The organism is Streptomyces sp. WZ.A104, assembly GCF_002382885.1.
Taxonomy (GTDB): Bacteria; Actinomycetota; Actinomycetes; order Streptomycetales; family Streptomycetaceae; genus Streptomyces.
Genome location: NZ_NWVL01000009.1, coordinates 67,634 through 88,030, shown reverse-complemented (window position 1 = coordinate 88,030; position 20,397 = coordinate 67,634). Strand labels below are relative to the sequence as shown.

Sequence of the window (20,397 nt, the reverse complement as noted above, 5' to 3'; positions counted from 1 at the left end):
ACTTCTCGCCCGCCGTCTCGGGTTGCGCTCGTACGCTCTGGCGTATGGCGGACCCCGAGCTGCGTGAACGGATCACCACGCGCCGCGCGGAATGCGGGGCACGGAAGCTGCTGGGCTATTGCGGGAGCAGAAGCTGTTGGTCGGACCGCTGCGGGAGCAGCGGCCCGACCGGTTAATCGGTTGCGGACCTTCGGTATAGCGTGTGTGATCCCGGCTATGACGATTGTGCTGGGTACGCCCACTGTCGACGGGGTACGCGAGGCCATGGCTGCGCTGCGGGAGTGGCAGTACGACGAAGCGCCGATGCAGTTGCATTCCGGGGACCTCGGCTGGAACTACCGGTTCGGAGCGGCCGAGACGGCCGCGGTGGTCCGGACCTGGAGTCGGGGCGGGCGGATTCTCGCGGTCGGGATGCTCGACTCGCCGACGCTGGTGCGGATGACGGTCGCTCCGGACGCTTTCCAGGATGAGGAGTTGGCGCGGCGGCTTGTCGAGGACTTCTCGCTGCCTGAGCGCGGCGTGCTGCCGGAAGGAGCGGTGTCCGTCGAAGCTCCGCTGGGACTGCTGGTCCACGATTTGCTGAGCAAGGAGGGCTGGGGCGTCGACGAGCCGTGGACGCCGCTCTACCGCGACCTCACCCAGCCGGTGGAGGACCCCGGCGTGCGTATCAAGTCGATCGGCCCGGAGCAGGCGCAGGACCTCGCTGACGTCCTGCGGTCGGCGTTCAACACCTCGCGGCCTACGCGTGAGTACTGGCACTCGATGTCAGCGGGACCGTTCTACGCAGACGCCCGCTGCCTGGGCGCCTATGACGACCAGGGAAGCGTGGCGGCGGTGGTGACGGTGTGGTCGGCCGGCCCGGGGAAGCCGGGGCTGGTCGAGCCGATGGGCGTCCACGAGGACCTCCGCGGTCGCGGCTACGGCCGGGCGATCACCTTGGCCGGGGCGGCCGCGCTGCAGGAGATGGGCTCGTCGAGCGTACGTGTATGCACGCCGAGTTCCAATGTCGGCGGCGTCGCCACGTACAAGGCAGCCGGGTTCGAGGTGTGGCCGGAGGTGCGGGACCGGATCCGGACGGCCTGACGCCGGGGCTGCTCACTTGGGCGGCAGCCTGGGGCATAGACCGTCTGGCAGGTGCGGGTTTCCGGATTCTCATCCGCCCTCTCGAATTGCGGTTGTACGACCCGGCGCACGGCGGACCCCGAGGTGCCTGAGCGGATCACCACGCGCCGCGCAGGGCTGGATGAACTCGAAGAGCAGCCGGCCAAGCAGCCGTCCGAGGTGCGGGCCGAACGGGACAAGCCGGCCGTGGCGGTGCGGGGGTGGCAGTGCGGGCGTGGCAGCGGATGAGCGAGCAGACCGTGCGCCCGTAAGCGCCGGAGCCGAGAGCGCGTGAGGGTATCCGGCGTTCCCCCGGCGGCAGTTGAGTTCGGTGTGAAGAAGAACAACGAAACCGTCGAGGCCCTGACGGCCTTGTCTACACCGCCCGCCTGACCACTGTCGAGCGCCACCTTGAACTATCTCTCAGCTTGCTGGCCGCGGTTCGCGCCTCGCGCCTGTACCGCACGCTCAAGAAGATCGCCCGAACGGGCGGCGGCACCGGACTGCTGGACGGCTCGCTGATACGCACCCGCCGCCGCACCGGAGACGCGAACCGGAAGAGCTACTCCGGTACGAGCACATGCCCAGGGACTGCTCGGATCGCACTCACCGATGATCGTGGCCCACTGCTCTGGCTCTGCGCAGCCCGACCGGGGCACACCTCGGAAATCACCGCCTGTCGGCACGACGACCTCACCGCACATCTTCGCGCGACCGGCCTCGGCGCCATCGTCGACCTGGGCTTCATCGGCCTCGACTACAACGACGACCCGGACGCCGACCGGCCGTGATCACCGGCCACGAGGCCGCCCGCAACCGGTCCCTGACCACCGGCCAGAAGCTATCGAGCACCGGGTCGGCCGCAGTCCGATCCCCGGGCAAGCACGGCTTCGCCCACCTTTAGAACTGGCGCGTCCTCACCCAGCTCCGCACCGACCCGAAGTCGGCGACCGCCCTGGTCAGAGCCTGCTGGTGCTGACCAACCATGAACTGGCCACGGCTTCGGTGATGCCGTGGGCGGAACCGCCCTCCAACTTCACCGGGACTCGGACGCATCGTCGAACGCACTCGTCACCAACCCCCCTTCGCCTCTGCACCGTGGACTCGCTGCACCCAGCCGACGCCAGTCACCAGCCCCAGACGTCGTATGTGACATCCACTCCCACCCGCAGGAGTGACCCGCGCTGTCGCCCCTCTCGCAAACGACCGTCTATGAGAGCGGCCTCTACCGGATCGTCAAGCAGGGTCTCCTTCAGGGCGACTGCGGTCCCCGCAGCCCTTGGAGGAGCAGGTCGATCAATCGGCGGGGGTCGTAGCGGGGGTCGCTGTCGTGCCCGATGCAGAGGTTGCCGATGCCGCGCATCAGTTCGTAGGCGTGCGTGCCGGGATTGATCTCGTCGGCGTCGGCTGCGGCATCGAGCAGTTGCGTGCAGACGGGCACCAGGCGGTCGAGGAAGTAGGCGTGGAGCGCGTCGAAGCCGCCGCTGTCCGATTGCAGCGCACCCGCGAGTCCGTGCTTGGTGACCAGGAAGTCGACGAAGAGGTCGACCCATTGGCGGAGCGCCGCAAGCGGGGAGTCGGCGCTGGCGAGCAGATTCGGACCGGCCTCGGCACAGGCCTCGACCTGGTGGCGGTAGACGGCGATGACGAGATCCGCGCGCGTCGGAAAGTGACGGTAGATCGTTCCCATCCCGACGCCCGCTCTGGCGGCGATCTCCCGGATGGGCGCGTCGACGCCGGAGCTGACGAACACCTCGGCGGCGGCTTCGAGCAGCGTCTGCTGGTTGCGCACCGCGTCGGCCCGCTTGCTGCGCGCCGACACCCCCCTGGACTGGCCTGTAGTGGGCACCATGTTCTCCTTCCTGCCGCCATTGACAATACGGAACACTGTTCCGTATATTAAACGGAACGATGCTCCGCTTAAGGATAGCCGAAAGCAGGGCACCCCTGCCCCCCCCCCCCCCCCCCCCCCCCCCCCCCCCCCCCCCCCCCCCCCCCGCCTCGCCCGCTGCCCGGCTGCATGAGCCGACGCGGCAGAGGCCATCGAAGGGAATATGCGCGTTATGAGTGAATCGACTTACATGGCCGACACATTCAGCTCGCCCACCCCAGTCCTCTCGGTCAGTCCGGTCGCACTGCCGGCCCCCGGCCGAGCCGTGGACCTTCAAGTGCGCGTCTCCGCCCCGGTAACCGGGACCGAGCTGCCAGTCATCCTCCTCTCGCACGGCCTCGGCTTCTCGAACAGTCTCTCCTCGCTGAACGGCTATGCCCCCCTCGCCAACTTCTGGGCGGCACACGGCTTTGTCGTCATCCAGCCCACCCACCTGGACTCCAGGACACTGAGCCTCAATCCCGACACCCCTGGCGCTCCCCCGCACTGGCGCTCACGGGCCGATGACATGACGCGCATCCTCGACCAACTCGACGTGATCGAGGCCGCCGTCCCCCAGCTAGCCGGGCGCCTGGACCGGAGCAAGGTCGCCGTGGCCGGGCATTCGATGGGTGGGCACACCGCGAGCCTGCTCCTGGGCACCCGGCTCATCGATCCCCACGACGGAACGGAAGTGAACCTGGTCGAGCCCCGGATCAAGGCGGGTGTGCTGCTGGCCGCGCCCGGCCGGGGCGGCGACGCCCTCACCGAGTTCACGGTCGAGAACTACTCGTTCTTCCTGACCACGGACTTCTCCGAGATGACCACGCCCGCGCTCGTGGTCGCCGGCGACAAGGACGACTCCGCTTTCCTGACGGTCCAGGGCCCGGACTGGCATGCCGATCCCTACGTCCTGGCCCCGGGCCCCAAGTCCCTGCTCACCCTGTTCGACGCGGAGCACGGTCTCGGCGGGGTCTCCGGATACGACGTCGCCGAGACCACGGACGAGAACCCCGAGCGAGTCGCCGCGATCGGACGGCTCACCTGGGCCTACCTCCGCACCCAGCTCTATCCCGCGGACTCCGCCTGGCAGGCGGCGCGTGACGCACTGACGGCCGACCCCAACCCGCTCGGACGAATCGAATCCAAGTAAAGCCAACACCACCCTCGCGACGCTGCCAGGGCCCGGGGCCGCCGGTCAGCTGATGCCCCCCGGCGGGCCTGGGCCCTCTCCGTGATCAAGCCGCCTGGCCGCAGTTGTCCGTGCCGGGCGGACCGTCGCACGATCTCGGCGATGTCCGGGGCGTTGTGGAAGATCACCGCGTTCGCGAGCAACACGTTGAATTTCGCGGCCCTCTCCTGCTCGAAGGGGTCGTTGTCGGTGATGACACCGCCGTCGCCGGACCCGATCCGCTGGGAGAAGCCGTTGAACGCCTTGGCCTTGTTGGTCGCTGCGGCCACCCGTCGCTGTAGCGGGGCGTCGGAGAGGTAGCGCAGCAGCTGAACGGTTCGGATGACGCGGCCGACCTCGCGCAAGGCGGTATAGGTGGCGTTCTCGCGGGAGCCCGCGCGCAGGCGACGCAGCAGCAGGGTGGAGGAGATGGCGCCCTCCCGTACGGAGATCGCCACCCGCGTCAGCTGCCGGAACTGGGACTCCATCGGGTCGAAGTCGATGACGTTGCGGCCGCTCTCGCCGCACACGGCATCGATAGGGGCGTACTCGGTCTGCTTCGCAGGCCGGTAGAGGCTGAGGTCCTTCCAGTTCCTGGTCCTGGGCATCAGGTCGAAGCCCGGCAGGTGGGCCAGCGCGAAGACCGGGCACGACTGCTCCTGCGTATCCGCGTACACGGTGCTCGGCTTCAGCTCGGAGGTGTTCTTGAGCAGGCCCTCGATGATGTAGACGGCCTCCCGTACCCGCACGGGATGAAGTGCGTGAACAGCGCCATGTACGTGTCCGAGATGCCGTGGTGGGCGATGCCGCCCGGCTTGCCGTGGCGCATGGGCGTCTCGGACAGCAGGTTGTTGAGGTAGGTGTCCATGCGCGTGCCGTCCGACGCGACCGTCGAGCCGTCGCCCCGCGCCTGGGCCCCTTGGCATCATCTGCGGCCAGACCGGCATCGGCGCCTGGCGCAGCGGGCAGAACGAGTACACACGCAACACCATGCGAGGCTTCCAGCTCTGGTGCTCGGCCAGCAATCTCACCTGGCCCTTCCGGCTGCCCCCAGTCCAGACCCGCCGGGCCAACCCCGATGCCGCAGCCCGCACGGCTGGAGCTGATCGAGCACTTCCTCACCGACCCGGACGGCCCCGCCACGGCCGTAGGTGTGGTTGACGCGCATCGCCCCGGCCCGGCCTGGAGCGAGGGTCGGGTGACATCGGCAGCGGGCCTGGACCGAGGTCTCCTCGTCGCTGGAGATCACGTACTCGTCCGGGCCGAGGGGTTCACCCTCGTAGGGGCGGACGTAGAGGTCAAGGATGCGCTGGGCCTTGGCGCGGAAGTCCCGGTCCCGGATGAAGATCCAGGACTGGTACTGCCAGGGCTTGAGCGCGTCCTGGCGAAGCCAGCGGCGCACGGTGGACGCCGAGACGGTGTCGGTGACGCCGCGCGCGGTCGGTTCGGCGGCCAGGTCCGGGCACGACCAGCGCGCCAGCGGCACCCCGGTCTCGGCCGGGAGCTGGCAGGCCAGGGCCCTGGCCTCGGTGACCTGCACGGGCGGCAAAGTGGGCCGGGCGCCCGCTGCGCCTGCGGTCGGTCAGGGCCGGCAGACCGCCCCCGGCGAACCGGCCCCGCCAGGTGCGCACAGTGTCCACGTGCACTCCCACCTCGGCAGCAATCCGCGCGTTGGACCTGCCCCGGGCCGCCAGGAGCACGATCTGCGACCGGACCCTGCTCTGGTGCGGAGTCTTGTGTCCGTAGGCCGCCTTCTTCAACCGGTGCCGCTCGGCGGCAGTCAGGGCTATGCGGCGGGCGACAGGAACTGGCACAGCAGACAGGCCGATCAGCAGAAGTGGATCACAGCGCCATGGGGATCTTGCTCATGCGGCTTCCTGGTGGAGTGCGCCCAAAGCGGTGAGTTCGTCCTCGGACAGGCTCAGGGAGCCGACAGTCACGTTCTGGGCGAGGTGGTCGAGGTCGCCCGTGCCGGGGATGGCCAGGACGTGAGGGCCCTGGTGGAGGGTCCACGCGAGCCGGATCTGGGCCGTGCTCACGCCGTGGGCGCGGGCGATGGCGACCACCTGCGAGTTGGTGTCGGTGGTCGCGCCGCCTTCGCGTCCGGTGCCGGCGATCGAATAGAACGGCACGAACGCGATGCGCTGTTCGCCGCAGAGGTTCAGGAACTCCTTCTGCTCGGGTGATGCGCCGATGCCGTACATGTTCTGGACGCAGACCACGGGCGCGATGGCCCGGGCCTCGGCGAGGTGGTGGGGGCGGATGTTGGACAGGCCCAGGTGACGGATGAGTCCGGCCTCGCGCAGTTCGGCGAGTGCGCCGAAGCGTTCGGCGATCGAGTCGGTGCCGACGATGCGCAGGTTCACCACGTCGAGGTGGTCGCGGCCGAGCTGGCGCAGGTTCTCCTCGACCTGGCCGCGCAGTTGCTCGGGAGTGGCGTGCGCCACCCACTGGCCCGCAGGGTCGCGGCCCGGTCCGACCTTGGTGGTGATGACGAGGTCGTCTCCGTAGGGGGCCAAGGCGCGGTTGATCAGCTCGTTGGCGGAGCGCAGCGGCGAGAAGTAGAACGCGGCGGTGTCGATGTGGTTCACGCCGAGCTCGACCGCACGGCGCAGCACATGGATCGCCTGGTCACGGTCGCGGGAGACGGCGTTGGGCGCGAACGCCTCGCCGTGCTGGGGCAAACGCATCGCGCCGAAACCGATTCGGTGGACCGTCAGGTCGCCGAGTTTCCAGGTGCCCGATGTCGCTGCGGTGATCGTCTGTGAGGTCATGGCGGGATGATCTCCACTCGGTAGGCTGGCCCGCCACTCATTCACACATACCTGAATCCATTGAGGAGTGGTCGTCCTGGCAGAGTTGGCGTTCTCGACGAGCGATCTGGCGCAGGTGCGGTTCGCCGTCTCGCCGATGTGGGAGATCGCGCCCAGCTTCCGGCTGCTGACATCCACCGCCGCACATCCAGTCCACCGGGCCTGGGCCGACCAAGTACGCCCGCGCCTGGTGGCCGCCGGGCTGGACCGGGGCTGGCTGGCCGAGTTGATCCCGCCCACCGGCGGATACATCCCCGACTTCCTCAACCCGGCCCCCGCCGGACCGGCCCCCAGGCCGGCGGCAGAGTGGGATGCGATCCTCGCCTCACCCGCCGACCGGGTACGCCAGGACCTCGACCACCTGGCCCGCCACCAGGGGTATCTCGGCCCCCGGCTACGGACGCTGCGGGCAGACCCGCAGACCCGCCTGGCCAAGGTCACAGAAGAGATCGAAACGTACTGGGAACTGGCACTCGCCCCCTACTGGGCGCGAATCCAGGCGGTGTTGGACACAGACATCTTCCACCGGGCCCGCATGATCGCCGAGCACGGCGCGGGCCGTCTCTTCAACGACCTGCACACCTCCGTGAGCTGGGACGACAACGGGCTGCAGCTGGCCCGCCGAAAGCAGCCGCTGACCCGTAACACGGCAGGTGCAGGACTGCTGTTGATCCCCTCGGCCTTCACTGGTCCAGGACTGCGCACCCGGACGACGCCTCCGGACCCGCCTCAGCTCGCCTATCCAGCGCGCGGTGTGGGCTCACTGTGGAAGACGCGGCCCGCGCCCCGGGCCGACGCTCTCGCCGCCGTACTGGGCCGCTCGCGGACTCTGCTGCTGATCGAACTGGAGACCCCGGCCTCCACCACGCAGTTGGCCCACCGCACCGGGCTGTCCCCGGCCGGGGTATCCCAATACCTAACCGCGCTACGCAACGCGGGCCTGGTCAGCGCCCACCGCGCGGGCCGCTCCGTCCTCTACGCCCGCACCACCACCGCCGAGACTCTCCTTCAAACCGCCTCGGACTGAGGCTCCGAAAGTCGACCCCCGAAGGACTTCCGGGGCCGCCCCCTAGGTTCCCGGCCGGGGGTTCCGGTGCGCTGCGGGGCGGTCTCGCCTCCTTCGCCACCGAGGTGGCCGTGCTGCCCTGCGCGGTTCCTTCCGGGGCCTGGCTGGACTGGGCGGATGGCGTCGTTCCGAACCACTCCTGTGACACGTCTCCGGCCGCCGACAGGTCACAAATGCCCTGGGTATCGGCTCCGGCACCCACAGAGCCGAGCTGATGCGGTATGAGTCGCCTGCGCGCGCAACACATCAGCCAGATCCCCGTCGCCCCGCGGACCAGTCGGGTCACCCGCCGGTTGCGCGGTTCGACGGCGGGGGCCGATGTGTTCGCAGGGCCCGGGTCCGATCGTCGTACAACCCTGGGTCTTTCTTGATCGTCTTACCACTGCCGGTGGCGTACCAGCCACCAGCGGGAGTGCACAGTGCCCAGTTACTGGAGAGCCATGAGACCCGTCACCATCCACCCCTTCGTACGCCTCGGCGCCAGTGTCGTCGCCACCGCCGGAATCCTGCTGGCAGGCTTGTCCGCACCGGCGTCCGCCGCGGAGTCCGACCAGCTGTGGATCGAGGCGCCGTACGAGACCAGCCTGCAGACAGGCGCCGAGACCGGCACCCCGGTCGATGTCGGCCTCTACCACGACAACGACAACTTCACCGTCACGGACGGGCGTCTCACCGTCGACGTCTCCGGCATCGCCGACGTGGGCGAGGTGACCTGGCCCGAGAACTGCGTACCGAGCGGGACGACCGCCGTGTGCACTGTCGCTCAGGTGCCCACGATCGGTCCGGAGTACAGCCCTCAGGTACGGCTCGATGTCCGTGCCGCCGACGGTGTCGAAGCGGGTGCCCAGGGCCGTATCACCTACGCCGCGACCGCGATGGGCGGGCCGGAGGGATCGTTGGAAGCGCCCCTGGACTCCTTCGAGACGACGCTCACCGTTACCTCCGGCCCGGATCTCGTCCTGGGCGGGGTCACCTCCATCGAGAACACCGCGCCGGGCACCGTCCACACGGTCCCGCTCACGGTGACCAACAAGGGCAAGGAGCCCGCCCAGGGCTTCACCCTCGACATGACCGCCTCGTACGGGCTCGGATTCGGCTCCCGCCACGACGCGTGCGCCTACACGCAGACGGGCGGTGACTACGCCCCCATGGCCCGCGCCCAGTGCGCCTTCGACCAGGTGCTCCAGCCCGGTGACACCGTCACCCTGCCCCAGCCGCTGAAGATCTCCGTCGCGGGCCACGCGCTCAAGGAGCGCCTCGACATCAGCGTCCAGCCCGGAGGCGGTGCCCCCGACGCCGACGAACAGGACAACTACGAGTCCCTCACCGTGAACGTGCCCAACACCGCCGACTTCGCCGTGCGCGGCTCCCGGGTCAGCGGTGCCGCCGGGGACACCGTCAAGGCCGCCCTCACCTTCCGTAACAAGGGGCCGGGCTGGGTCGGCAACCTCGGTTCCGGTGACTCGGTCGCCCTCGTCGACTTCACGGTTCCCGAAGGCGTCACCGTCACCCGCGCGCCCACAGCGTGCCAGCCCCGCACGGAGGCCGGCGGTTCCCGGACGGACCGCGTCGGCGCTCCCCGCTACATCTGCGAAATGCCGTACTGGGTGCTGGAGAACACCGTCCGCACCTTCCGCTTCGATCTCCGCATCGACACCGTCATCCCCGACGCCAAGGGCCGCGTGAGCCTCCAGCCGGTGATCACGGGCACCGGCTTCCCGCACGATCCCAAGCCCGGCAACAACAAGGGCTGGGTGACCGTCAACCCGACCCCCACCGCGTAGCAGCCGATACCCGATGAGGGAACCCCCGCCCCACCCCACCCCGGAACGCCCACCTGGGCCTCCAGTCCGCCGGACGGGTGGGGTGGGGTGGGGTGGGGTGGAGGTCCGGGAGGGGCGGCGGGGCGTCCCGTCGCTCAGCTGCGGGGAGCAGCTGAACATCGTCAGCCCGGCACCGCTCAGGCTCCCCCGGAGGCCGGGCCAGAGATCCAAGCGCACCATGGAAGTGAGACCCGCGGAAGGCCGATCATGGACCCGGCACAGCGACGCTGGGGTGGCGAGCCCGAACCCGAACCGCCTACCCCCCACTGGGAACAAGGCGCTCGTCCAGGCGGCCCGGCACCTCCGGCAGCAGCCCCGCCCAGCCGGAGGAAGCACCGCGTCTTCTTCTGGTGCTTCCTGGCCGTCCAGATCCTCTTCATCGTCTGGATCGTCACCGGTATCGCCGCGGTCAGCGGAACACCGGCCGAATGCCAAGGACTCACCGGCAACGACCTGCAACTCTGCAAGGACGCCCGTGACGTCGGTGCCGCCATCGGCGTCGGGTTCATCGTCGGACTCTGGGTAGCCGTGGACTTCATCCTCGCCCTCACCTACTCCATCCACCGGCTGACCCGCCGGTAGCCCCACGCCACCGGCTCGCCGCAAGGCAGCACGGGCAGCCCCTTCCGCAGTCGTACGCAGGCCCCATCGCACCGCGGCCCGATGTGGCCTGCCCCTGCCCTGCCCTGCCCTGCCCTGCCCCTGTCCTGTCCTGTCCTGCCCTGACCTGCAGAGGCTGACGTCCCTGATCGCGTCGCGCACCGCCACCACCCGCACGACCGCCCGGCACGGACGGCACGTACGGTACGGCAGGTGAACCAACCGCCCGACTCCCTGGCCGGCCCCTCTTCAGACGTCCCTGCCCGGACCTCGACAACCCGCGTGTTCCTCGCACTCGCCCCGCCCGACGACGCGAAGGACGAACTGGCACAGGCCTTGCGCCCGGCCTACGACGCCTACCCCCGCATGCGGTGGAACCGCATCGAGGACTGGCACATCACCCTGGCCTTCCTCGGCGAGATCCCCGTCACCACCGTCCCGCCCCTCATGCCTCCGCTCGCCCGGCTCGCCGCACAGCACCAGCCGCTGCAACTCGCGATGCACGGCGGAGGCCACTTCGACCAGCGGGTCCTGTGGAGCGGGGTCACCGGGAAACTCGAAGGGCTCCACCGGCTCGCCGACGACGTACGCACGACTGTCAGGGACTGTGGCGTCCGGTTCCCCGAGCGGCCGCTCCGGCCCCACCTCACCCTCGCCCGCTCCCGTCGGGGCGACCACACCACCGCCGCCGAGGCCGCCGCCACGCTCACCTCGTTCTCCGGCCACACCTGGCAGGCCCGGCACCTCCATCTGGTCGGGAGCAACACCGGCCGGGGCCCCGGCCCCATCCACTACCGGACCATCACCACCTGGGACCTCGGCCACAGCGTCTGACACTCAGTAGGTGTCGGCGGCCTTCCCAAGAGTCGCCGTGAGGCGGCCCAGTACCTCCTGCAGTCCGAGCACCTCCTCCACGGACAGGCCGGTGGCGGCGAGCACGCCTCGGGGCACGGACAGGGCCCGGTCGCGCAGTTGCGTGCCGTCTTCGGTCAGGTCGATCAGGACGGAGCGTTCGTCCTCACGGCTGCGTTCGCGCCGGACCAGTCCGGCCGCCTCCAGTCGCTTCAGCAGCGGCGAGAGCGTCCCGGAATCCAGGTGCAGCCGCTCCCCGATGGCCTTGACCGGCTGCGGGCCGTCCTCCCACAGGACCAGCATCACCAGGTACTGCGAGTAGGTGAGGCCGAGGTCCTTCAGCGCCTGCCGGTAGAAGCCGCCGAACGCACGTGACGCGGCATGCAGCGAGAAGCAGACCTGGTGGTCCAGCCGCAGCAGTTCCGCGTCGGGGACCGCCGAGAGGTCGGGGACGGCGGAGGGGTCGGGAGGCGAGGCCTTCGCGGTGGCGGGCGCCTTCGGGGCAGCGGTCATGAAACCAGCGTACCGCCGACCATGTCATTTGATTGCACGCAATTTAGTTGTGTGCAATCTTTATGGCGGCAGCCGCGACCACCCCGGTCGCAGCCCCAGAGAAGGGTCACCCATGGACGCGTTGTACACCGCCGCCGCCACCGCCAACGGCCGCGAGGGCCGGGCCGTGAGCTCGGACGGCCAGATCGACCTGCCCCTCGCCCTGCCCCCGGCCCTCGGCGGCAACGGCAAGGGCACCAACCCCGAGCAGCTCTTCGCCGCCGGCTACGCGGCCTGTTTCGCCAGCGCGATGGCGGCGGTCGGCCGCGAGCTGAAGGTCGACACCAAGGACGCCTCCGTGACCGCCGAGGTCTCCATCGGCAAGGACGGCGACGGCTTCGGCCTCTCGGTCGTCATGCGCGTGGAGCTGCCGGACTCCCTCGCGGGCGAGGCCGGCCGGAAGCTGGTCGAGGCCACCCACGCCTACTGCCCCTACTCCAAGGCCACGCGGGGCAACATCGACGTCGAGCTGGTCATCGAGTAGCCGTAACCGTCAGGCGGGCCAGCACCGCGGCCACGGCGCGGTGCACGGCCTTGCGAGCGTCGTCGTCGGCCGGGTCGAGCGTCTCGAAACCGTGACGCCCCCGCGGTACGTCGATGACCTCGACGTTCGCCCCGCAGCGCTCGGCCTCCTTGAGGAACTCCTCGACCGTCGCGGCGATCGCGGCGCTCTCGCGTCCCGCTCGGACCAGCACCACCGGCAGCTGCCCGGCGTGGGCCACCGCCCGGACCGGATGGAAGCGGGGCTCCGCCAGCCCCCAGCCCGGCAGCGGCGACAGGATCGGATAGTTCGCCGCCACGCAGCGCAGCCATGCCGGACGCGCCGTCAGCCAGTCCGCGACCAGCGGGCCCCCGCCGGAGAAGAACCACAGGGCGACCCGGTCCGCGTCCACCCGCGGGTCGGCCCGCACGCGCTCCACCGCGTCGGCCACGTCCGCGGCCGCCCGCTCGTAGTCGGTCACCGCGTGCAGGCGGTGGTCGAGCGTCACACCCACGGCTCCCAGCCCGGCGACGTGGCGTGCGTACCCCTTCAGGGTCGGCCAGTCCCGAGGGGTGGGCCGCGCCTCGGCGGGCACCGGGCCGCCGTGCACGAACAGCACGGCCGGGTGTGGCCCCGGGCCGTCCGGCAGGTAGAGGTCGGTGTTCCCGGTCCGTTCGCGGGGGCGTTCGGGTACGTCGAGGAGGAACGGGCGCAGATGGGCGGGCGGGCCGGCCGCATCGGCGGAGCTCAGCCGGTGGCCCCCGCCCGCCGCCGCCTCCGTGAGGACCTCGGCCAGCCGCGTCGGGCAGGACAGCATCGGCCAGTGTCCCGTGGGGAGTTCGAAGAAGGTCACCCGCGGCTCGGCCAGCGCCTGGAGGGCCGGTTCGCCGACGTCCACCATCATCTGGAGCATCTCGATTCCCGGTCCGTTGCCGGTGCACAGCACGCCGGTCACGGGCACCGCTGCCACGGCTCCGGTGAGCCTCATCGGCTGGAGGAGCGTGCCCAGCGGCTGCGGCGCCGCGAGGGCGGTGAGCCCGTCGAGCGCCGCTTCGGAGAGCCCCGCGGTGCTCCCCCAGCGGGACCAGTCGTCCCGGGCCGGGGGCGGCAGCTCACCGGTCGTTCGCCCTCCGGCCCCGGCCAGCTCCTCGCGCAGGCGCCCGTCGGGTACGGCGGCCAGCGCCGGGACGCCGTCCTGCGGCATCCCCGCGTCCAGGTGGACGATCCGGGCGATCGACCGCGGGCGCCGGTCTGCCGCGCCCAGCACGGGATGGATGCCGTAGTCGTGACCGACGAGGACGATCTCCCGGCCCGGCTCCGCTCCCTCCCGCGCCTCCGTATCCGCAGCCTCCCCCTTCGCTTCCACTGAGTCGATCACCGCCAGCACGTCCGCGACATGGGTCTCCAGGTCGACGACCGCGCCGGGATCCTCGGGGCGCCTGCCCAGTCCGGTAAGCGCCACCGTGTGCACCTCGGCGCCGTCCGCGGCCAGTCGCGCGGCTGTGTCCCGCCATACGTACGGGCCGGTGAAAGCCCCTGCCACCAGAATGAATACGGCCATGGCCCCTCCTCGTCACGCTGTCTCCCGCATACCGGCCCGATCTCCGGCAGCGCTCGCCGGTACCGTAGGAACTCCCCCTGAGGGAGGTTCAAGTGTTCTCGTCGTACGACGGCCTGTGCACCATCGGTGAACTGGCCGAGCACGCGGGCGTCAGCGTCAAGACCGTCCGCTTCTATTCGGACAGCGGACTGCTGCCGGAGGCGTCCCGCAGTGCGGGCGGGCACCGCAGGTACGCTCCGGAGGCCGTGGAGCGGCTGAGCATGATCCGCTCCCTGCGCGGCCTCGACCTGGCGCTTCCCGACGTGCGCCGCATCCTTGACGGACAGCAGGATGAACAGGACGGGGCGGGGGGCGTTCTGGAGGACGCCGTGGCCGGTCGGCTGCGTGCCCTGGGCTCCGAGCTCGCGGCGTTGCGCTGGCGGGTGGCCGCACTCCGGCTGGTGCAGGAGTGCCCGGCCGCCGAGCGGGCCGCCCGGCTGCGGCTGGTGGGGGCGGTCGCAGCCCCGCCGAGCACCGCGTCCCTGGCCCGTTTCTGGCGTGCGTGGCTGCCGCCCCGGATGCCCGCCCGGTCCGTCAGCGCGTTCCTGGAGGCGGCGGTGCCGCAGCCGCCCGAGGACCCCCGGCCGGCGCAGGTCCTCGCCTTCGCCCGGCTGCACGCCTTCGTGACCCGTCCGTGCGGGGACCGCGGCAGCGGCCCCTGCCAGCCCCGGGCACACCGCGGCGCGGGGGCCCGTGCGTCGGCGCTGCTGTACGCGGGGCTGGCCGAGGCGTACGGGCTGGCGGGCGGGGAGATGCGGCGGGGTGCCAAGCCCGCGCCCGGTGAGGCGCTGGACGGTTTCGTGGACGCGTACGCGAGCACGTACGGCACCCACGACAGTCCGGGCTTCCGCCGCGTTCTGGCGGGCCGGCTCGCGGCCGATCCGCGCATCGACCGGTACTGGGAGCTGACCGCCGAGGTGATCAGTACTCCCGGCGGCCGTCCCGAACCGACTTCGGGGTCCGCGCACGCCTGGCTGCTCGACGCCCTGGACGTACAGGTGAGGGAGACGGCCGGGTAGTGCGGACGCGCATCGGCGGAGCGTCGGGCTCCGGCGTCCCCTCCGCCGCACAAGGCCCTCATCCGTTCATCCGTACCAGGGGCCCTCCGCCGTACGCGACCCTTATCCGTTCATCCGCACAAGGGCGCCTCCGCCGTATGCGGCCCTCAGCCGCCATCCGCGCAAAGGCCCTCAGCCTCACAGGGACTCTCAGCCGCCGAGGGGGGGTCAGGCCGGCCAGGCGGAGCGGCCCGAGAGCAGCGAACGTGCGGCTTCCTCGGTGGCGTCCCGGTCGAAGTGCTCGGTCCGCCAGGTGGTCGAGCGCATACTCCCCCGGTCCCGGTAGGAGCGCATGATCCTCCCGTGGTCCTTGCGGGCCACGAAGGCGTAGAGGTCCCGTTCGGCCCGCCACACGGAGACGGAGCCCGAGCGCGGGCGCAGCAGATGGGGGTCCGCCCACAGCCAGAGGCCGACCGCGCCTTCGAGGTCCTGCCAGACCTGCCGCAGGGCGATTCCCGCGACAGTGACGCCCGGCGCCGTCCACGGGCGGTGCGGGGTGAATTCGGTGACGCTCACGACGGCCTCGCCGTCCGCTGAGCCCCCGGACGCGGGCTCCCCTGCCGGGCCGGGCTTCCATGGCGTGAACCAGATGGTGGCCGACATGGCGTTCCCCTCGTGAGTGGCCGGCTGCGGCTCTTATAAAAGCACGTCCGTTCGTGCTAACATATCACGCTCCTGATGCCGACCGAGGAGTTCCGAGCATGGCTCGCACCGAGGCACTTGCCAGCACCGCGCTCAACATCGCCTCCCGAGTCTCGGGACGGCTTGCGGGCGCGGGCGCCTACGCCCTTTTCCACATGCCGCTCGCCCGGAGCAGGATGCGGACGAGTGAACGGGAGCTGTTCGGCACGGCGGAGACCACACGGCTGAAGGTCAGCGGCAAGTCAGCGGTGGTCTACCGCTGGGGCGACGGCGAGAGGCCCGTGCTCCTGGTGCACGGCTGGCAGTCGCGCGGCTCGCGGTTCGCCGACTTCATTCCCGGGCTTCTGGAACGCGGCTACAGCGTCATCACCTTCGACGCGCCCGGTCACGGCGACGCGAGCGGCCGCAGCACCACCATCCTGGAGTACCGCCACATTCTCACCGAACTCCACAAGCAGTACGGTGAGTTCGAGGCCGTGGTCGCGCACTCGCTCGGCGCCCTGGGCTCGATCTTCTCCTTGGCGCACGGGGTGAAGGCGAAGCGGATCGCCACCATCAGCGGGGTCTGCGACTTCGAGTATCTGATCGAGGAGTTCTGTGCCGCCGTCCCCCTGCGCCCCCAGCTCAAGGCGCTGCTGCGCGAGCGTGTCGGGGAGAACCTCTTCTCCGTCCTGCCGGTCGAGGAGCGGCCGTTCTCCGCGGTGAACGCGGTCACGGCCCTGGACATGCCCCTCCTGGTCGTGCACGACGAGGACGACCCCAGGATCCTGGTGGAACAGGGGCACCGGCTCGCCGGTGCGTTCGGCGATCAGGCTCGGCTCGTCGTGACGAGTACCCTCGGGCACCGTCGGATCCTGGGCGACCCCGATGTCGTCCGGACCGTCCTGGACTTCGTCGCGCAAGGGCCGGACCGGGCCGCCGAGGCGGGCACCGAGGCTGCCGCGACCTCCTGAGGCGCCCTGGGCGGCGCGTGCCGGACCTCACGGCACCCGCTTCTCGCGTCTCCCGTTCTTCCCCTTCTCCCGTCTCCCCAGCCCTACGCGCGGCTGGACCCCGGAGGGCTCGGCCTCCGGGGTCCAGCCGCGCGTCGTCACCTGTGTTCGTCGAGGAACTCCAGGATGTGCCCGAACACGTCCAGCGCGGCGCCCCGTCCGATGAACGCGTCGAGGTGGCCGTAGCCGGGGATCTCCGTGTACCGCACGTCCAGTTGCGGCTGACGGGCCGTGAGGACCTGGTGGCAGAGCTTCTGGGAGTCCAGCCACATGCCGTTCTCGCTGCCGGAGATCAGCAGCACGGGGCAGTCGATCCGGTCGGCGTGGTCCAGGGCGTTCTCGGGCAGTGCCCGGTAGCGGTCGTCGTTCTGGTGCCAGCGCACCATGCTGCGGGCCAGGGCGACCCGTCGCAGATGCGGCAGGATCCACAGCGGGGCCGGGCCGAGGAGCTGGGCCAGCCGGTCGTGCGTGGTGTCGTGCAGATTGTCGTGCACGTACAGCGAAGCACCCACGCCCCAGGCTGAGTTGCACAGGATCTGGCAGGTGGGATCGGGGCAGTCGGCGCCTCTGGACGCCAAGGCGAACAGCGGCGTGTAGCGCGACCAGAATCCGACCTTGCGGAAGTCCACCGGGATGTGGTCGAAGCGGGACCGGAGCAGTTCACCTGCCATCGTCATCTTCAGCGACGTCCGGCCGGCCAGCTTGGGCGTCAGGAACACCCCTTGCGCCACCACGCCCGCGAGACCCGGCACCAGCCCGGCGGCCATGCTCATCGACAGCGAGAGCGCGCCGATGCAGTGGGCAACGGCGAACAGCGGCCGACCGCCGATCTCCCGGCGGATGTGCCTGACCGCGGCGGGGATGTCGTAGAGGGCCACGTCGTCGTACGTGTACCGGCGGCCGGTCTCGTTCCACGGGAGTCGGCAGCTGCCCCGCCAGTCGAGCAGCCACGGCTCGTAGCCCTCGTCGAGCAGGACCTCGACCATGTTGCGGGTCTCGGGCAGCAGGAACATGTCCGAGGACGCGGTGTGGCCGTGCAGGAGCAGCACCGCGGGCCGGTCCTCGCGGACGCCGGGCCGGACCCTGGTGAGCCCCAGCCGCAGGCCGTCGTCCGCCCGGAAGGGTGTCTCCTCGATGTGCGCTCCGTCGAGGCGCGCGTACAGAGGCCGCAGGGTCATCGCTTGCGCTCCCTCGGGGTCGGGGATGGGGGCGGGGTCGGGGTCCGGCGCAGGTCGAGCAGGTCCGCGCCGACCCGGGCGAACGGGCCTGCCATCCCGCGGCCGATCTCCAGGCCGAACCAGGTGAGCCAGCTCATCTTCGCGAGCCGCTTCTCCTGGCCGGACAGGCGGGGATCGACGCGGATGCCGTCGATCTGGTCCCGTAGGTAGCTGTCGGTGGGAACGACGATCTCGCCGTGCAGCGTGGCTGGTTCGCCCTCGCGGCCGATCTCCACGGTCAACGCGCGTGTCTGCCGCCACAGATCGCGTCGCGCCCGGGCGAACTTCCGGCCCTCCAGCCACCACCGGCCGCCGTCGCCGTCGCACAACCGCAGCCGGTAGCGCAGCAACGGGTGCCGCAGGCCGTGGTCGAGCGGGATGCCATCCTCGGGGCGGACCCACAGGTCGCCGTGCTCGACCACAAGGGGGTCCGGGTGCAGCAGCGGGCAGGAGATCTCCCCGCGGACGTCCACCCGGCGCTCCTCGGCCAGCTGGTACATACCGGCGATGGACAGGGTGAACGCCGCCGAGCACGGGGTGCGCGCGGCGCCCCCGACCGGGCCCAGAGCCCCTTCCATGGTCTCGGGGAACCACAGATAGGGCTGGTCGGTGCGGGCCGGGAGCCGGGCGAGGCCGTCCCGGGCCAGCTTCTCGAAGGTCCTCAGCTGCTCCTGCATGCCGTAGCGGGTCGAGGCCGGCAGATTCTGTTCGGCCACGAACGCGTCGGTGCGCTCGGCGGTGGCCGCGGGCGCCGTCAGGGACGCCTCACAGAGCTTCGCGGCGGTGGGGCTCGCCAGGACCCTCGCCAGGAATTCGAGTTCGGGGACGGGGTCGGCCCGGAGCCGGGCCACGACGTCGCTCCGCCACTCCTCCCAGCCCTGGACCCGTACGTTCATGCCGCCGAACCGCATGTCGTGGACGACGTCCGCCAGGGAGTTCGGCGTGCCGCTGAGGTGGTAGGTCCGGCCCCAGGCTTCGGGTTCGCAGATCGCGGCCACCGCCACCCGGCTCACCCAGTCCACCGGGGCGGCGTTGAGAAACCTGAACGCGGGGACCGTACGGAACCGGCTGAACACCGACATCATGCCGCTGCTGAGGTCCTGGGGGTTGCTGGCCCCGGTCCTGGTGTGGCCGCCGATGCCTCCCGGGCGCAGCAGCGTGACGGCCAGCCCGTGCTCCCGGGCCCGCCGCAGGACCGCCTCGGCGGCCCACTTCGACTTGTCGTATCCGGCGACCAGGGCGTCGATGTGGGCGACGGGGTCGTCCTCCCCCATGGACTCGATGCCGACCTCGTTGAAGACCGCGATGGAGGAGATGTGGTGCAGGGGCTTGGGCCGTCCGGCGGCCGCCAGTTCCGCGAGCGTCAGCGGTCCGAGCACGTTGCTGGCGCGCAACGACCGGTAGCCGCGCAGGAAGTCGACCGCCGCGGCCACGCTCACCACTGCGTCCAGTCCCTCGGCCAGCGCCTCCCAGCGTTCGTCCGGCAGCCCGAGGTGCGGCTGCCGGATGTCCCCCGGTACGACCGTCACGCGTCTGCGGATCTCCCCGGACCACGGCAGGGCGAAGCGCTTGAGCGCCTCGCCGAGGCGCCGGGTGCCTTCCTCCTCGTCGGCGGCCCGCACCAGGCAGTGCACGTGCGCTTCGCTGTGCCGCAGCAGATCGAGCAGCATGTGGCCACCGAGGAACCCGGTCGCCCCGGTCAGCAGGACCGTGCGGGGTACGGCGGGCTCCGGCCGACGCACCCAGGGCAGGCCGTCGGCGCGGGCCAGGTCGGCGAGGATCAGCTCCAGGTCCTCGTCGGCTCCGGTCGGCGCGGATGCGGGGGCGGGGAGGGTGGTGTTCCTGGCCTGCACCGCGAGCGGCACAGACGCCGACACAGGCACAGGCACAGGGGACGCAGGCACAGGAACAGGCAGGTTGGCCGGCTCCACCGGTACGGGCAGGGCGGCTCGCTCGGGCGATGGCGGTGGTGCGGCACGCTCGGGCGGGACCGGCAGCGACGCTTCGTCGAACGTCGGCGGTTCGGCTCGGTCCGCCGGTATCCGTACCGGCTGTGCGTCTCGCTCCGCCGACTGCGCTCCCGCCCGCTCAGGCCGCATCGGCTCGGTCTGCGGCCGGATTCCGTTCGTCCGGAGCGCTCGTTCGGCCAGGCGTCGGGGCCGGGCGTCGGCGAACACGTCGTCGAGGCTCAGCTCCAGGCCGAGGTCCCGGGACAGCTTCGCCACGAGCGCCACGGCGTCGACCGACGTACCGCCCGCGTCGAAGAAGTCGGTGTCGGGTGCCATCTCCGCGCCCGGCAGCAGACGGGCCGCCTCGGCGGTGATGGCCCCGGCCAGCCGCTCCGTCTCCCCAGTGCCGCCGACCGCCGGAGGCTGCACCGGGTCCTCCTGGCCCGCCCGGTCCGCCGCGTCCGCCGGTTGTGCCCCCGGTCTGACTCTGGCCAGCAGCTCGGCCACGCTGAGCGGGCCTCCGCCGCTCTCGGCCCGCTCGCCGGTCCGCTGCTGCCCGGTGCCCGGGCGGCGGGCCGGCGTGTCCTCGTTCAGTTCCCCCATGGTGTGC

The 20,397-nt window shown here is 71.0% G+C and carries 18 protein-coding genes and 2 pseudogenes; 10 read left to right on the top strand and 10 right to left on the bottom strand.

What is annotated here, in order from left to right:
- Nucleotides 1-216 precede the first annotated feature (216 nt).
- Nucleotides 217-1,083: a GNAT family N-acetyltransferase gene (locus CIB93_RS07245; RefSeq protein ID WP_096625225.1), complete on the top strand. Its 867-nt coding sequence runs from the start codon at nucleotides 217-219 to the stop codon at nucleotides 1,081-1,083.
- A gap of 446 nt (nucleotides 1,084-1,529) precedes the next feature.
- Nucleotides 1,530-1,892, top strand: coding sequence for a transposase (locus tag CIB93_RS38705; protein ID WP_257002075.1), 363 nt, complete (start codon nucleotides 1,530-1,532; stop codon nucleotides 1,890-1,892).
- Between the two features lie 461 nt (nucleotides 1,893-2,353).
- Here CIB93_RS38705 and CIB93_RS07235 read toward each other — a convergent pair whose 3' ends face one another.
- Nucleotides 2,354-2,953 (bottom strand): TetR/AcrR family transcriptional regulator, encoded by a 600-nt coding sequence (locus CIB93_RS07235; protein ID WP_218839759.1) that lies wholly within the window; start codon nucleotides 2,951-2,953, stop codon nucleotides 2,354-2,356.
- Nucleotides 2,954-3,164: 211 nt separating this feature from the next.
- Here CIB93_RS07235 and CIB93_RS07230 point away from each other — a divergent pair, with 211 nt between their 5' ends.
- A complete protein-coding gene (locus CIB93_RS07230) occupies nucleotides 3,165-4,124 on the top strand; it encodes an alpha/beta fold hydrolase (protein WP_096625223.1) in 960 nt (319 codons plus the stop codon).
- Here CIB93_RS07230 and CIB93_RS07225 read toward each other — a convergent pair.
- The 4 genes and pseudogenes from CIB93_RS07225 to CIB93_RS07215 all read right to left on the bottom strand — a co-directional run bounded on the left by CIB93_RS07225 (nucleotide 4,040) and on the right by CIB93_RS07215 (nucleotide 6,916).
- Nucleotides 4,040-5,010 (bottom strand): annotated as a pseudogene (locus CIB93_RS07225) (Tn3 family transposase). The gene CIB93_RS07230 and the pseudogene CIB93_RS07225 sit on opposite strands and share 85 nt — an antisense overlap.
- A 159-nt stretch (nucleotides 5,011-5,169) precedes the next feature.
- Nucleotides 5,170-5,682 carry a hypothetical protein gene (locus CIB93_RS38700; RefSeq protein ID WP_257002085.1) on the bottom strand — a complete coding sequence of 171 codons (513 nt, stop codon included), beginning with the start codon at nucleotides 5,680-5,682 and terminating at the stop codon, nucleotides 5,170-5,172.
- Between the two features lie 70 nt (nucleotides 5,683-5,752).
- Nucleotides 5,753-5,842 (bottom strand): annotated as a pseudogene (locus tag CIB93_RS38695) (helix-turn-helix domain-containing protein); the annotation flags it as partial.
- A 165-nt stretch (nucleotides 5,843-6,007) separates the two neighbouring features.
- A complete protein-coding gene (locus CIB93_RS07215; RefSeq protein WP_096625219.1) occupies nucleotides 6,008-6,916 on the bottom strand; it encodes an aldo/keto reductase in 909 nt (302 codons plus the stop codon).
- 67 nt (nucleotides 6,917-6,983) lie between these two features.
- Between CIB93_RS07215 and CIB93_RS07210 the strand changes: the two genes are divergently transcribed.
- The 4 genes from CIB93_RS07210 to thpR all read left to right on the top strand — a co-directional run bounded on the left by CIB93_RS07210 (nucleotide 6,984) and on the right by thpR (nucleotide 11,278).
- On the top strand, nucleotides 6,984-7,982 hold the full coding sequence (locus CIB93_RS07210; protein ID WP_257002073.1) for a helix-turn-helix transcriptional regulator: 999 nt from the start codon (nucleotides 6,984-6,986) through the stop codon (nucleotides 7,980-7,982).
- A 479-nt stretch (nucleotides 7,983-8,461) separates the two neighbouring features.
- Complete coding sequence (locus tag CIB93_RS07205) at nucleotides 8,462-9,805, top strand: hypothetical protein (RefSeq protein WP_096625217.1); 1,344 nt, start codon at nucleotides 8,462-8,464, stop codon at nucleotides 9,803-9,805.
- A gap of 246 nt (nucleotides 9,806-10,051) precedes the next feature.
- Nucleotides 10,052-10,426 (top strand): hypothetical protein, encoded by a 375-nt coding sequence (locus CIB93_RS07200; RefSeq protein ID WP_179500011.1) that lies wholly within the window; start codon nucleotides 10,052-10,054, stop codon nucleotides 10,424-10,426.
- A gap of 231 nt (nucleotides 10,427-10,657) precedes the next feature.
- Nucleotides 10,658-11,278 (top strand): RNA 2',3'-cyclic phosphodiesterase, encoded by a 621-nt coding sequence (gene thpR, locus CIB93_RS07195; protein ID WP_096625215.1) that lies wholly within the window; start codon nucleotides 10,658-10,660, stop codon nucleotides 11,276-11,278.
- A 3-nt stretch (nucleotides 11,279-11,281) separates the two neighbouring features.
- Here thpR and CIB93_RS07190 read toward each other — a convergent pair whose 3' ends face one another.
- Complete coding sequence (locus tag CIB93_RS07190) at nucleotides 11,282-11,809, bottom strand: MarR family winged helix-turn-helix transcriptional regulator (protein ID WP_179500010.1); 528 nt, start codon at nucleotides 11,807-11,809, stop codon at nucleotides 11,282-11,284.
- Nucleotides 11,810-11,921: 112 nt separating this feature from the next.
- Between CIB93_RS07190 and CIB93_RS07185 the strand changes: the two genes are divergently transcribed.
- Entirely contained in the window at nucleotides 11,922-12,332 is a 411-nt protein-coding gene (locus tag CIB93_RS07185; RefSeq protein ID WP_096625213.1) for an Ohr family peroxiredoxin, read from the top strand.
- Here CIB93_RS07185 and CIB93_RS07180 read toward each other — a convergent pair.
- Nucleotides 12,322-13,890, bottom strand: a complete 1,569-nt coding sequence (locus CIB93_RS07180) for an alpha/beta fold hydrolase (RefSeq protein ID WP_096625211.1) — start codon at nucleotides 13,888-13,890, stop codon at nucleotides 12,322-12,324. The two genes, CIB93_RS07185 and CIB93_RS07180, sit on opposite strands and share 11 nt — an antisense overlap.
- A 92-nt stretch (nucleotides 13,891-13,982) precedes the next feature.
- On the opposite strand from CIB93_RS07180, the gene CIB93_RS07175 reads away from it, so the two are divergent.
- Nucleotides 13,983-14,948, top strand: a complete 966-nt coding sequence (locus tag CIB93_RS07175; protein ID WP_096625209.1) for a MerR family transcriptional regulator — start codon at nucleotides 13,983-13,985, stop codon at nucleotides 14,946-14,948.
- Between the two features lie 207 nt (nucleotides 14,949-15,155).
- On the opposite strand, the gene CIB93_RS07170 is transcribed toward CIB93_RS07175, so the two are convergent.
- Nucleotides 15,156-15,590, bottom strand: a complete 435-nt coding sequence (locus CIB93_RS07170) for a hypothetical protein (protein WP_096625207.1) — start codon at nucleotides 15,588-15,590, stop codon at nucleotides 15,156-15,158.
- A 98-nt stretch (nucleotides 15,591-15,688) separates the two neighbouring features.
- Between CIB93_RS07170 and CIB93_RS07165 the strand changes: the two genes are divergently transcribed.
- Nucleotides 15,689-16,582: an alpha/beta fold hydrolase gene (locus tag CIB93_RS07165; RefSeq protein WP_096625206.1), complete on the top strand. Its 894-nt coding sequence runs from the start codon at nucleotides 15,689-15,691 to the stop codon at nucleotides 16,580-16,582.
- Between the two features lie 137 nt (nucleotides 16,583-16,719).
- Here CIB93_RS07165 and CIB93_RS07160 read toward each other — a convergent pair whose 3' ends face one another.
- Together CIB93_RS07160 and CIB93_RS07155 are read right to left on the bottom strand one after the other, a co-directional pair.
- Nucleotides 16,720-17,799 carry an alpha/beta fold hydrolase gene (locus CIB93_RS07160; RefSeq protein ID WP_096625204.1) on the bottom strand — a complete coding sequence of 360 codons (1,080 nt, stop codon included), beginning with the start codon at nucleotides 17,797-17,799 and terminating at the stop codon, nucleotides 16,720-16,722.
- Nucleotides 17,796-20,390 carry a thioester reductase domain-containing protein gene (locus CIB93_RS07155; protein WP_096625202.1) on the bottom strand — a complete coding sequence of 865 codons (2,595 nt, stop codon included), beginning with the start codon at nucleotides 20,388-20,390 and terminating at the stop codon, nucleotides 17,796-17,798. Before CIB93_RS07155 ends, CIB93_RS07160 begins: the two co-directional genes overlap by 4 nt.
- Nucleotides 20,391-20,397 lie beyond the last annotated feature (7 nt).